8 protein-coding genes are annotated in these 13,468 nt (G+C 72.8%); 4 read left to right on the forward strand and 4 right to left on the reverse strand.

Going from position 1 to position 13,468, the window contains the following annotated elements; genetic code table 11:
* Positions 1–612: a hypothetical protein gene (locus OG990_RS07260; protein ID WP_406079482.1), complete on the reverse strand. Its 612-nt coding sequence runs from the start codon at positions 610–612 to the stop codon at positions 1–3.
* Positions 613–755: 143 nt separating this feature from the next.
* On the opposite strand from OG990_RS07260, the gene OG990_RS07265 reads away from it, so the two are divergent.
* On the forward strand, positions 756–917 hold the full coding sequence (locus OG990_RS07265; protein WP_386982893.1) for a hypothetical protein: 162 nt from the start codon (positions 756–758) through the stop codon (positions 915–917).
* A 311-nt stretch (positions 918–1,228) separates the two neighbouring features.
* Positions 1,229–2,122 (forward strand): NAD-dependent epimerase/dehydratase family protein, encoded by an 894-nt coding sequence (locus tag OG990_RS07270; protein WP_406079483.1) that lies wholly within the window; start codon positions 1,229–1,231, stop codon positions 2,120–2,122.
* 6 nt (positions 2,123–2,128) lie between these two features.
* Here OG990_RS07270 and OG990_RS07275 read toward each other — a convergent pair whose 3' ends face one another.
* Complete coding sequence (locus OG990_RS07275; protein ID WP_406079484.1) at positions 2,129–3,226, reverse strand: glycoside hydrolase family protein; 1,098 nt, start codon at positions 3,224–3,226, stop codon at positions 2,129–2,131.
* 249 nt (positions 3,227–3,475) lie between these two features.
* Between OG990_RS07275 and OG990_RS07280 the strand changes: the two genes are divergently transcribed.
* Both OG990_RS07280 and OG990_RS07285 read left to right on the forward strand, forming a co-directional pair.
* On the forward strand, positions 3,476–6,232 hold the full coding sequence (locus OG990_RS07280) for a family 78 glycoside hydrolase catalytic domain (RefSeq protein ID WP_406079485.1): 2,757 nt from the start codon (positions 3,476–3,478) through the stop codon (positions 6,230–6,232).
* A gap of 60 nt (positions 6,233–6,292) precedes the next feature.
* Entirely contained in the window at positions 6,293–10,939 is a 4,647-nt protein-coding gene (locus OG990_RS07285) for a family 78 glycoside hydrolase catalytic domain (protein ID WP_406079486.1), read from the forward strand.
* 70 nt (positions 10,940–11,009) lie between these two features.
* Here the strand turns inward: OG990_RS07285 and OG990_RS07290 are convergent, their stop codons facing one another.
* Both OG990_RS07290 and OG990_RS07295 read right to left on the reverse strand, forming a co-directional pair.
* On the reverse strand, positions 11,010–12,041 hold the full coding sequence (locus OG990_RS07290) for a LacI family DNA-binding transcriptional regulator (protein ID WP_386982884.1): 1,032 nt from the start codon (positions 12,039–12,041) through the stop codon (positions 11,010–11,012).
* 203 nt (positions 12,042–12,244) lie between these two features.
* A complete protein-coding gene (locus OG990_RS07295; protein WP_406079487.1) occupies positions 12,245–13,468 on the reverse strand; it encodes an RNA polymerase sigma factor in 1,224 nt (407 codons plus the stop codon).

The following is a 13,468-nucleotide window of genomic DNA, read 5'->3' on the forward strand; positions in this document are numbered from 1 at the left end:
TCAGGAACGGGTCAGCGTGTAGGTGCCGTTGCCCGCTCGGTTGACGATGATCACGCCGACGCAGCCGTCGGCTGGTGCCGTGTATGCGAGCGACTCCGGTTGGCCCGTCCCGGCCCCGGTCGCGGCCGCCGCGCTGGCCCGGTCCCGTACGTACGTGGCCGGCGCACCGGCCGTCGAGGACACCACGAACAGTTCGGCGTCCTGGCTCGGGTCGCCCGGCGTGACGGTGAATGTCACCTGCTGGCCGGCGGTGAGGCAGGAGTTCCAGATCGCGGCCACGTCACCCGTGCCCATCTGCCGCTTCGCGGTGTCGACCAGTGTCTGGCCGCTGTCGGCCAGCTCGATTGTGTACGCCCCCGTGCCGGTGACCCGGTGCACCCGCGGGTAGTAGTCGCCGAGCGGGCGCCGCCCGGCCGTGGAGTCGACCGCGACGAAGTCCGTCACGTCGACGCCGAGCAGGCTCTCCTCCAGCCGCTGGGTCTGCGCCCGGTCGTCGAAGAGCGTCACGTCGTCGTCGCCGCCCGTTGGCGGGCGGACCGCGACGACCGACCATGCCTCGTGCCGCGTGTCGTACCGGAAGTTCTGGTCGTTCGGCGGCGTCGTGGCGGTCACCTCGGAACCGTCGGTCAACGCTCGGCGGAACCCGTAGTCGATCGTGTTCTGGAACAGCGATCCGAGCGCCAGGTCGCCGACCTCGTGGCCGTCCTGGCCGCGCGGCGGTCTGCCCGGTGGCCGGTGCCCGGTCGAGTGCCGCGGTGACCGTCACGCAGCGCAGCCACTCTGAGGATGTCGGCGCGCACTGCGCGCCGGTCTTCCCCGAGGCCGGTGACGCCGGTGCGGCGGTGGCTGGTGTTCCGGCAACGGCGACGATGACCAGTGCCGCGGCGGCGTTGGAAAACCAGGCCCTCGTACGATGACGCGGTGACGTGCGGTGGTGCATGTGCCCTCCCCGTGGTGCGGCGTTGCTCCGATGGACGGGTCGCCGACGGGGTGGACATGGTGCCGTTGGACGCCACCGAGCCCGGTTGCCGCACGGCACACAGGTGCCCTGAGCAGTTCGGTCCCGCATCGACGAACTTCGCTAAGCTACCAATGGGTAAAGATCGATGCCATTCGATGTCGGGCAGCTGACAGCCGGATAGTCGGTGTCTGCCGAGCGGTGCCTGTCGTCACCAGGCGGGCTGCACCCGCGTGCGAGGCGTCGCACCACGCCGGAGAAGATGTGGTCATGACCGTTTCCGCACTGCCCAACCGCGTCGTCGTCACCGGTGCCACCGGCAAGCTCGGGCGCGCCGTCGTCGCGCACCTGCGCGCCGTGGGCGTCGACGTGCTGGCGGTCGACCGCGCGGGCGGACGCGACCCCCGTGACGTCGACGGCGAGTTCCTCCTGGTCGACCTCACCGACTACGGGCAGGTGGTGGAGGCGTTCACCGGCGGCGCCGACGAGCACGCCGGCGGCGTCGACGCGATCGTGCACCTGGCGGCGGTCCCGGCGCCCGGGCTCCAGTCCAACGCGACCACCTTCGCGAACAACTCTGCCGCGACGTACAACGTCTTCGCGGCGGCCCGGGCGGCGGGCATCAAGCGGGTGGTGTGGGCGTCGAGTGAGACCGTGCTGGGGCTGCCGTTCGACACCCCGCCGCCGTACGCGCCGGTCGACGAGGAGTACGCGCCGCGACCGGAGTCGACGTACTCGCTGAACAAGGCGCTGGAGGAGGAGATGGCGCGGCACTTCTGCCGCTGGGACCCGGAGCTGGTCATGGTGGGCCTGCGGTTCTCCAACGTGATGGACGTCGAGGACTACGCACCGTTCCCCTCGTTCGACGCGGACCCGCAGCTGCGCCGATGGAACCTGTGGGGCTACATCGACGCCCGCGACGGGGCCCAGGCGGTCGAGCGGGCACTCGCTTACGACCAGCCCGGCGCTGACGTCTTCATCATCGCCAACGCCGACACGGTCATGAGCCGGTCCAGTGCCAGCCTGATGGCCGAGGTCTACCCGGCCGTCGAGGTCCGGAAGGAGTTGGGCGAGCACGAGACCCTGCTCAGCATCGACAAGGCGCGACGGGTGCTGGGTTACGAGCCGCGCCACTCGTGGCGGAACCACGTCAACCCGACGTAGCCCGAGTCAGCGCGCGGACTGGTAGGCGCGGCCGACGGCGGTCGCTGCGCTGCCGGTACGGAAGAGCCCGGTCTGGTCCTTGTCGGTGGCGGGCAGGCCGAACCAGGCGTACCGGTGCAGCCAGGTCAGCCCGCTCAGCATCCGGGTCGCCGCGGTGAGGAACGCGGCCTGCTGTGCCTGGCTCGGGAAGCGGACGCCGTTGGAGAAGTCGATCAGGGCGAACTCGGTGAGCCAGATCGGCAGCCGGTAGCGGTCGTGGACCGCCTGGAGGTACGACTTGAGCTGGTTGACGGCGTTGGCGGTGGTGAAGTCGCCGCCGTACCAGTGCAGCGCGATGAAGTCGACCCGGTAGCCGCGTTCCTTCGCGTCGGACATGAATCGATCCAGCCATTCGCCGGGCCGGTCCCCGCCCCAGGCCACCGCCGGGCTGCCCAGCGGGAGGCCGGTCGCCTCCAGTTGCGGCCACAGCTCCAGCGCCTGTTCGACGCTCATGTTCGCCTGGCCGCCCATGTCCGGCTCGTTGAACCCGAGCAGCTGTCGACCGTTCCGCTTGGCCTGTTGCAGGTTGCTGGCAGTGACGCTCTTCGCCCCCCAGATCATCGGGACGAACTCGCTGCCCTTCGGGGTGGTGACGCCCTGGTGGCCCACGTTCCACGTGTAGTACCAACTGGCCGTCGAGTTGGCCAGTGCCTGGCTGACGCCGTCGAACGTCCAGACGCCGACGCCCTTCTTCTTCGAGGTCACCCCGGGCGCCGCCGGGACGGCCGGGCGCGCGGTCGTCGGCTTCGGCGTCGGGGTGGTCGGGGCCGCCGTCGGGGTCGCAGGGGCGGCGGGGGAGGTGGCGGTGGGTGAGCTGGCCGGCGGGGTCGTCGATGCCCTGGCATCGACCGCCTGCGTCGCGGCCGGGGCGGGTGCGGATCCGGTCGGTTGGACCACGACGAGCACCCCGATCACCAGTACGGCGACCACGGCGGCCACGGAGATCGGCCACAGCACACGCGTCGCGCCGAGCGGGAGGCGGCCGCGCAGCCCGCGTCGACGTTTCGCGTGGGTGCCCCTGGTCACCGCTCCGGTGTCGGCTCCACCCTGACCGGGTCCGTGCATCGTCTCGTCTCCTTCACGTGGTCGTGTCTGGGAGGCGGTGACGGGGAAGCCCGCCAACGCCTCCTTTCAGGAGACCGGCCGGCCGGACCGGGATAACAGTTTCCGGCGCGGCCGGAACCGACCGCAGTGAACATCTTCACTTGGCCACAACGAGCGCGTAGCCTGCCTGAAACGATTCATTGAGCGGAGGCCCGCGTGACTCGTCATATTCTCGGATTTCAGCCAGCGGCTCGACGGCGCCGAACAGCGGTGCTCCTGGCAGCGACGACGGTCGTGGCGGTCGTCCTCACCGGAGCCCCACCTGCGCTGGCATCCCGCGGCCACGCGCCGGGCGCACCGGTCTCGCTGACGGTCGGCGACCGAAGTCGCCCGCTCAACGTCGAGGGCGTCCCGAGGTTCGGCTGGCTGCCCCGGGACGCCGATCCCGGTGAGACGCAGACCGCGTACCGGATCACCGTTACCGCAACCGGCGGCGACCGGGTCTGGGACTCCGGCAAGGTCGCGTCCGACCAGCAGTCCTACGTGGCGTACGCGGGGCCTGCCCTGCGCCCGGGCGCGGCGTACGAGTGGACGGTCCGCACCTGGGACCGCACGGACCGGCAGTCCCCGCCCGCGACCGGCGCCTTCGAGACCGGCATCGCCGACACCCAGTGGGAGGGCGCGAGCTGGATCCGGCGCGTCAGCACCGAGGCCGACGACTACACGCTGGCCCGCACCGAGGTACGCCCCAACGCCAGCCGCGTGGTCCGGGCCCGCGCCTACACGGCCGCCGACCACACCTACGAGCTCTACCTCAACGGCACCCGCGCCGACCGGGGCACCTCCTTCGCCTACCCGGGGGAGGACTACTACCAGGCCGCCGACGTCACCAGGCTGGTGAAAGCCGGCAAGCCGCTCGTGATCGGGGTGCGCTACCACTGGTACGGCAGCGGCCAGGGCCGCCCGACCGGTGCCCGTGGCCTGCTGGTGAAGCTGGTCGTCGAGCACGCCGACGGCACCCGGGAGGTGTACGCCACCGACGGCTCCTGGCGGGTCGCCCGGGACACGCAGTTCGTGGCGAACGCGGAGCGCCGCAACGGCGAGGGTGACCGGGTCGAGCGGCAGGACGCCCGCGCCGAGGTCGCCGGCTGGATGCGGCCCGGCTACGACGACAATGCCGCTGGCTTCACCGCCGCCGAGGTGCTCGGTGCACATCCGACCGCGTCGTCTCCGCACCTGATCGGGCAGGAGACCCGGCTGGTCGAGACCAGCGTCGCGCCGGTCGCGCTGCGCACCGCCGTCGACGGCACGGTGGTCGCCGACTTCGGCGTGGTCATCCCCGCCCGTCCGGTCGTCCGGTTCGACGCCGGCGTGGCCGGGCGCACCGTCGACCTACGGGCCGGCTACACCCTCACCGACACTGGCCGGGTCGCCACGTCCACCCTGGAGTCTCAGGGCACGAACATGAGCTTCCCCTACCTCCAGAAGGACGGGTCGCAGGAGTTCCGGGCCTTCACCCACCTCGGCTTCCGCTACCTGGAGATCCCCGGCGCCGGTGAGGAAATCTCGGCGCGCGACGTCTCCGCCGTCGTGGTGCACACCGACGTCCCCGCCGGTCGGGAGGCGAGCTTCACCAGCTCGAACGCGACCCTCGACGCGGTGTGGACGATGATGAAGCGGTCCGCGATCTACTCCGTGCAGGAGGCGTTCGTCGACACTCCCACCCGGGAGAAGGGCCAGTTCCTCGGCGACGCCGCGAACATCTCGTACGCCACGATGGCCGCCTTCGGCGAGCGCGACGCCACCCAGCAGGCCATCCGCGAGTTCCTCCGCTCGGCCGCCCGCTACTGGACCGCCGAGGCCGACCGTGGCCGCTACAACGCCGTCTACCCCAACGGCGACGGCAAGCGGGACATCCCCGACTACTCGCTGATGTTCGTCGACTGGGTGTGGCGGTACTGGACCGAGACCGGCGACCGGGAGTTGCTGGCCGAGGCGTACCCGGCCATCCGCGACACCGCCGAGTACGTGCTGCGCCACATCCCGGCCACCGGCCCCACCGCCGGCCTGGTCACCGACCTGTCCGGCGGGAGCGGCGCCTACCGCTACGGCATCATCGACTGGCCCGAACCCGGCCGCTTCGGCTACGACATGACGACCGCCGCCCGGACCACCATCAACGCTCAAGGCGTCGACGTGCTGCGGACCACCGCCCGGATGGCCGAGGCCCTCGGTCGGCCCGCCGAGGAGGTGACCGCGTACGACGGGCGGGCCGCCGACCTCACCGACGCGGTCAACACCGCGCTGCGCGCCGCCGACGGCAGTTATGTCGACGGGCTGTCCGCCACCGGCGAGCGCAGCGGCCACGCCGGGCAGCACGCCACGTCGTACGCCATCGCCCATGGGCTGGCCCCTCGGGTCGACCTGCCGGCGCTGGCCGACCACGTCGCGTCGATGGGCATGAAGCAGGGGCCGATGACCGCCCACTGGCTGCTGCGGGCGTTCGCCGACGCCGACCGGCCCGACGCGGTGCTGCGGCTGCTGACCAACCCGGACGACCTGGGCTGGGCGAACATCCTCGCCCAGGGCGGCACCTTCACCTGGGAGGCCTGGACCCTCGATCCCGGCAGCAACTTCAGCCAGTCGCACGGCTGGGGCGCGCAGGCGGTGGTCGACGTGCAGGAGACCCTGCTCGGCGTTCGCACCGCCAGCCCGGGAGCCGCGGTGGTCGACGTCGTCCCGCCCGCCGTCGGGCTCGACCGGGCGAGCGGCACGGTGCCGACCCAGCGCGGCCCGGTCCGTCTCGACTGGCGACGTACCGGCGTGGGCCTCCGCGTCGACCTCGACGTGCCGGTCAACGCCACCGCCCGGGTCGCGCTGCCCGTCACCCCCGGAAAGTCCTACCGGGCCGCTGGTCCGAGCAAGGCCACCTTCGTCGGGATCGAGGACGGTCGCGCCGTCTTCCAGGTGGGCTCCGGCCGGTCCAGCTTCCACCCGGTCGCCGGTCCGGCGGCCCAGCCCCGCTGACTCCCCGTTCGGGGCCGTCCATCGGCCCAGCCACCACACCACAAAAGGATGAGGACTGGAATGATGCGCACGACGCGGCGCCGCGCCGCACTCTCCTCGCTTCTCGTGCTACTGCTCGGCCTGACGCCGATGGTGGTGCCGGGCCCAGCCGCCGCCAAGCCAGCGGCCCCAACGCTGACGGCGACCGGCCTGACCACGGAACGGGCCACCGATCCGATCGGGCTGGACGTGGCGAAGCCCCGCCTCGGCTGGCGGATCGAAGCCACCGCCCGGGGCATGCTCCAGGAGTCGTACCAGGTGCGGGTCGCCACCAGCCCGGGCCGGCTGGGTGACGCCGACGTCTGGGACAGTGGCCGGGTTCGGTCGCGGGAGAGCACCCTCGTCCCGTACGCCGGCCCGCAGCTACGACCACGGACCCGGTACGCCTGGCAGGTCCGGGTCTGGGACGCCGCCGGCCGCGCCTCCGGGTGGAGCGCGCCAGCGTCCTGGGAGACCGGCGTACGGGGTGGCGACGGCTGGCAGGCCGACTGGATCGGAATGCCGTCGCCCACCGAGTCGTGGACCGACTACACGGTGCAGACGACGGTACGGCTGGAACGCGACGCGGCCGGGATCTACCTGCGCGCCAGCGGCCCGGCGAACGCGTACATGTGGCAGTTCTCCAGCACCGGCGGCAGTGCCAAACTGCGCCCGCACGTACGGGTCAACGGCGCCTGGACCCTGCTCAAGGAGGTGCCGCTCGGCGGGGTCGTACCGGCCGACAAGCTCACCGCACCGCACACCCTGCGCATCACCGCATCCGGTGACACCATCACCACCTGGGTCGACGGCACCCAGGTCGACGTCACCCAGAGCACCGCGCACCGGGCGGGTTCGGTCGGCCTGCGTACCAACGGGTTGGAGACCGGCGTGTTCTCCGACTTCTCGGTGACCAGCGGCAGCGAGACCCTCTTCGCGGCGCCGCTCACCGACGGCGCGAACCCGTTCGGCGCGGGCACGGCCACCGAGGGCGGCCTGCGGGTCAGCGGCGACACCGAGGCCATGCTCACCGCGCTGGACGCGAATCCGCTGCTGCGTCGGGGCTTCCGGGTCGACGGCAAGGTCGCCCGAGCCCGGATCTACGCCACCGCGCTCGGTGTCTACCAGTTGTCGCTCAACGGTCAGCGGGTCGGCGACCACGAACTGGCACCCGGCTGGACCGACTACGCCAAGCGGGTGCAGTACCAGACGTACGACGTGACCGGTCAGCTCCGCTCGGGCGACAACGCTCTCGGCGCGCTGCTCGGCGACGGCTGGTACGCCGGCAGCATCGCCTGGTTCGGCAGCGGCATCTACGGCTCCCGGCCGCACCTGAGCGCGCAACTGCTGATCGACTACACCGACGGGCGCAGCGCGACGATCGGCACCGACGGTTCGTGGCGTGCCACGGCCGGGCCGTTCGTGCAGAGCGACCTGATCCACGGTGAGACCTACGACGCGCGGCTGCTGCCGGCCGGCTGGGACCGTCCCGGGTTCGACGACTCCGCCTGGTCGCCCGCCACCGTCGACGACGTCGACGCCACCGACCGGATCGTCGCCCAGGTCGACCCGCCGGTGCGGGTCACCCAGGAGCTGCCGGCCCGGGCGCTGACCCAGCCCACCCCCGGCACCTGGATCTTCGACCTCGGCCAGAACATGGTGGGCAAGGTCCGGCTGAAGGTCGACGGCGCCGCCGGCGCCACGGTCCGCATCCGGCACGCCGAGGTGCTCAACCCGGACGGCACCGCCTACACGGCCAACCTGCGTTCGGCCCGGGCCACCGACCACTACACGCTGCGCGGCGGCGGGGCGGAGGTCTACGAGCCCACGTTCACCTTCCACGGCTTCCGCTACGTCGAGCTGACCGGCTATCCGGGCACCCCCGACCTGTCGTCGGTGACCGGCCTGGTCATGCACACCGACGGGGAGCTCACCAGCGAGTTCGAGACCTCCAACGCCATGGTGAACAAGCTGCACAGCAACATCACCTGGGGACAGCGCGGCAACTTCCTGTCCATCCCCACCGACACTCCGGCCCGGGATGAGCGGCTCGGCTGGACCGGAGACATCAACGTCTTCGCCAACACCGCGACGTTCAACATGGACAGCCTGACGTTCCTCACCAAGTGGTTGCAGGACCTGCGGGACGCACAGTCGGCCAACGGCGCCTACCCCGACGTCGCCCCCCGCGCCTGCTGCGGGGACGGCGCGACCGGATGGGCCGACGCCGGGATCACCGTGCCGTACGCGCTCTGGCAGCGCTACGGCGACACCCGGGTGGTCGAGGACCACTACCCGTCGATGGTGCGGTACGCGTCCTGGCTGGAGAGCACCAGCTCGGGCAACCTACGCACCAACGCCGGCCCGTACCTCGACTGGCTCAACCTCGACGACCCGACGCCCGCCGGTGTCGTCGGCACCGCCTACTACGCCTACAGCATCCGGCTGTTGGCCCAGATGGCCGGCGCCCTCGGCAAGGACGCCGACGCCGCCCGGTACACGGCGTTGTCCAAGGACATCGCGCAGGCGTTCGTCGATGAGTACGTCTCGGCCGACGGCACGGTGCAGGGCGACAGCCAGACCGGGTACGTGCTGGCCATCGGCATGGGCCTCCTGCCGGACCCGGTGCGGGCCAAGGCCGCCGACCGGCTGGTCGCCAACGTGCAACGGCACGACTGGCACCTCTCCACCGGCTTCCTCGGCACTCCAGACCTGCTGCCGGCGCTCAGCGACACCGGGCACCTGGACGTCGCGTACCGGCTGCTGCTCAACGACACCTACCCGTCGTGGGGTTACGAGATCGCCAAGGGCGCGACCACGATCTGGGAGCGCTGGGACTCGATCAAACCCGACGGCAGCTTCGGCGACGTGGGGATGAACTCCTTCAACCACTACGCGTACGGCGCGGTGGGCGACTGGATGTACCGGACCGTGGCCGGCATCGCCCCCGACGCCGGCAACCCCGGGTACTCGCACCTCACCTTCGCCCCCCAGCCGGGTGGCGACCTCACCTCGGCCAAGGCGAGGTACCGCTCGGCGTACGGGTCGATCGGCAGCGACTGGGCCCTCGACGAGCACGGGGACATGCGGCTGCGCCTCACCCTGCCGGCGAACACCACGGCGACGGTACGCCTGCCGGCACCCGGGCGGAACGCCGTCACCGAGGGCGGCCGACCGGCTGAGCGGGCCGACGGTGTGCGGTTCGTCCGGATGGACGGCACGGTCGCCGTCTACGAGATCGGGTCCGGCAGCTACTCCTTCGCCATCGACCGGGTGCTCGGCGACCTGGGCGACGCCAACGACACGGCACGGGAGCTGGTGACACTCACCGACCAGCTCGCCGGTGAGCTGGGTCGACCGGCGGCCGAGTACCTGCGGGGCCGGTTCGGCCGACTGTCCGCCGAGACGACGGCGGCGCGGACGGCGTACCTGGCGGGCAACACCCGTTCCGCCGCCGGGGACGTGCACCGGGCACTGGCGACCGCCGCCGACACAGCCCGGTGGCTGCGGACCCAGGTCGCGGCGGGTCGCCTCGACCAGGCCCACGCCGACCGGTTCACCGGGCTGCTCACCCGGGTCGACCAGCGTCTCTCCGCAGCGTCGTCGAGCCTGATCGGCGCCGTGGTCAAGCTCGACCTGCCGGTGGGGGAGCGGCTGCCCGGCGAGGTCGTACGCGCCACCGTCGCGGTGGCCAACGGCGGGCGGGACCCGCTGACCGGGGTGACCTCCGACCTGCGGGTGCCCGACGGCTGGACGGTGACCCCGGTCGGCAAGCGGGCCACCACGGTCGCGCCGGGCGGCACCGTCAGCCACCGCTACGACCTGCGGATCCCCGCCGGTCAGGCACCGGCGACCTGGTCCGTCGACGGCTCGGCCAGCTACCGCCACCGGGGCGGCACGGCCACCCTGCCCGTCGCGGGAACGATCGTTGTCGCGCCAGCGGTGCAGATCGTGTCGGCGGCCCCGGTCCCGGCCGACGTCACGCCGGGCGCGGCGACGACGGTCGGCACGGTGCTGCGCAACCGGGCCGGCGTGCGGGTGACGGGGCAGCTCGCCGTCACCGCGCCGGACGGCTGGCGGGTGGCCCCGGCCAGCGCCGGGTACGACCTCGCCCCGGGCGCGGAGACCACCGTGTCGACCGTCCTCACCGCGCCGGTGTCGGTGACGCAGGGGCCGGTGGAGGTCACGGTGGCCACCGGCGCCACGGCGGCCGAACGGCGTGCCCTCACGGTTCCGGTCCGGTTCGACAACCCGCCGCCGGGTGCGTACGACCACGTCGACCTCGGCGCCGCGGCGTCCGAGCAGGCGCACCGTCTCGCGGCCTCGACCTACTCGGCCACCAGCAGCGAGGCCGGGCTGACCCGCCGGTACACCGACACGACCCGTCCCGGCGGCTGGTTCGAGTTCGACCTCGCCGTCCGGCCCGGCGAGCCGTTCGTGCTGCGGGCGATCGAGACGTACGACGGGCCGCAGTTGAAGGACTACGAGGTGGTGGTGGACGGGGTGGTGGCGCACACCCGCTCGTGGCAGCGCACGGCGGGCGGGGCTGGCACGGTCAGCTACCAGTTCGTCGTCGACCTGCCGGAGGCCACCGGCGACGGGGCCGTGCGGGTGCGGTTCCGGGACACCGGCGTCGGCTACGACCCGTCGATCGCCGACGTCTGGGCCACGGCCGTCCCGGCGGGCTGACCCAAGCGCGCGTTGACAAGGAGCCGGGCGGGCAACCGCCCGGCTCCTCGTCGTCGAGGAGCGGCCGTCGTCAGCGCCGGGTGCGCCGGGGTTGGTCGCTGGAGCGGCGGACGACCAGCTCCGGCTGGAACACCACGTGCCGGTGCTGGTGCCTGTCGCCGGCCTCGGCCTCCTCCAGCAGCAGCTGCGCGGCGGTACGGCCGAGCTGGTCACGGGGCTGGCGCACCGACGACAGCGGCACCGCGGCCGCGTCGGCGAACTCGATGTCGTCGTACCCGACGATGGCCACGTCGGCCGGCACCCGCAGGCCGCGCGCGGTCAGCTCCTGGAGTACGCCGAGGGCGATCAGGTCGTTGGCGCAGAAGACGGCGGTGGGGCGCTGCCGGGCCGGCAGCGTCAGCAGCTCCTCGGCGGCGCGCCGGCCGGCGGCGACGGTCAGGCTGGTGGTCACCGCCACCCGGAGTTCGGCGTCGCTGCCCCGTTCCTCCAGGGCTGCGGCGGCGCCGGCGTGCCGGTCGGCGACCTGGGCGATGGAGAGCGGGCCGCCGAGGTAGGCGATGCGGTGGTGGCCCTGGTCCAGCAGGTGGTCCATGGCGAGCCGGCCGCCGAGGACGTCGTCGACCGCCACCGAGCACCGGTTCACCCGGCCGGTGCCCCGGTCCACCAGCACCACCGGGATGCCCCGGTCGATGAGCCTGTCCAGGTTGGGTTGGGGGCCGTGGTCGACGGGGGTGATGAGCACACCACGGACCCGCTGCTCCTCCAGCAGCTCCAGGTGGCGGCGCTCGCGGGCGCCGTCCTCGCCGCTGTTGCAGACGACGAGCATGGCGCCGGCTTCCTCGATCACCTGTTCGGCGCCCCGGACCACGTCGGTGAAGAACGGGTTGGCCACGTCCAGCACGACGATGGCGACGGTGCGGCTGTGCCCGGCGCGCAGTTGACGCGCGGAGTCGTTGCGGACGTAGCCGAGGGTGGTGATGGCGTCGAGCACCCGCTGGCGGGTGGCCGGGGCGACCATGTCGGGCCGGTTGAGCACGTTGCTCACCGTGCCGAGAGAGACGCCGGCGTGCCGGGCGACCTCCTTGATGTTCGCCGTTGCCATGGCTCCCTCGACGCTCCGTACGGTGGTCGCGGCCCCACGCCCGGCGCGGGCTTCGCGGTCGCGGCGACCCCCGAACACGTCGCGCGGGACGGCTCGACCGGGTCGCCCCGGCAGTGTATAGCTGCTAAAACGTTTCATCCAGCCGAGCCGCGCCGCCGCGCAGCGGATCGCACGCCTTCATCTCGGCCGCCGATCGTCCGACATCACGTTCCGCGAGCCGATCCGCTGGCAGGACAAGCTCGCGCGCGGGCGGCCTGGCGGACCAGGTGGTCGCGCTCGGCGACGTTCGTGGCCCGGCGGGCCGCCTCTGCGTACGCCGAGGCGGCGGCGGGCAGGTCGCCGTCGAGCTCGTGCAGGTGCCCGCGCACGGCGTGCCACCGGTGCCGCTCGCCGATCACCTCGCGCAGCCGGTCCGTCTCGCGCAGCCCGGCGGCGGCACCGAGGACGTGGCCGACCGCGACCGCGCGGCCGAGTACCGCGGCGGGGTCCTGGCGCACGGGGTCGTCGGTCAGCGCGACGAGGTCGTCGTACCAGGCGAGGATCTGCGGCCAGTCGGTCTCCTCGGCGCTCGCCGCGTCGTCGTGCAGGGCGGCGATCGCGGCCTCGACCTGGTAGCGGCCCGGGCGCCGCTCTTCGGTCTGCATGGCGAGCGCCGACTGCAGGACGCGCACGCCCTCGGCGATCTCGCGCGTGTCCCACCGACCGCGGTCCTGCCGGTCGAGCGTGACGATCCGGCCCTCGGGGTCGAGCCGCGCCGGGAGCCGGGCGTGGTTCAGCAGCATCAGCGCGAGCAGCCCACGCGCCTCGGGCTCCTCCGTGGCCAGGGTGAGCTGACGGGCGAGCCGGATCGCCTCGCCGGCCAGGTCCACCCGGCCCGCGTGGCCGGCGGTGTAGACGAGGTAGAGCACGCGCAGCACGACGGCGAGGTCGCCGGGCTGGTCCAGGCGGCGCCCGCGCAGGGTGCGCTTGGCGCGGCTGATCCGCTGCGCCATCGTCGCCTCGGGGACGTAGAAGGCGTCGGCGATCTCCCGGGTGGTGAGGCCGCCGACGGCGCGCAGGGTCAGCGCCACCTGGGACGTGGGCGCGAGGTCCGGGTGACAGCAGCAGAAGAGCAGGAAGAGGGTGTCGTCGCCCTCCTCCGTGGCGGCCGGCCGCGGCTGCGCGTACGTCGCCTCCTCGCGGCGGTGTCGCGCGGCTGCGCTGCGGTGGGCGTCGACAAGCCGCCGCGTCGCGACCGTGGTAAGCCACGCGCGCGGGTCGCGAGGCGGATGCTCGGGCCAGACCCGGAGCGCCTCCAGCAGCGCCTCCTGGAGCGCGTCCTCGGCGGCGTCGAAGCCCTCGCCCCGGCGGACCAGGCCCGCGAGTACCCGCGGGACGAGGGCACGCAACGCGCCCTCGTCCCGTCGTTGCACCGGTTCGTCGGTCAC

It is taken from the genome of Micromonospora sp. NBC_00858, assembly GCF_045207365.1.
Classification (GTDB): domain Bacteria; phylum Actinomycetota; class Actinomycetes; order Mycobacteriales; family Micromonosporaceae; genus Micromonospora.

What these genes read in the sequence shown, in the direction of transcription:
- OG990_RS07290 (WP_386982884.1), bottom strand. Translation starts at nt 12,041, where the DNA reads ATGGCAACGGCGAACATCAAGGAGGTCGCCCGGCACGCCGGCGTCTCT.
- OG990_RS07270 (WP_406079483.1), top strand. Translation starts at nt 1,229, where the DNA reads ATGACCGTTTCCGCACTGCCCAACCGCGTCGTCGTCACCGGTGCCACC.
- OG990_RS07275 (WP_406079484.1), bottom strand. Translation starts at nt 3,226, where the DNA reads ATGCACGGACCCGGTCAGGGTGGAGCCGACACCGGAGCGGTGACCAGG.
- OG990_RS07285 (WP_406079486.1), top strand. Translation starts at nt 6,293, where the DNA reads ATGATGCGCACGACGCGGCGCCGCGCCGCACTCTCCTCGCTTCTCGTG.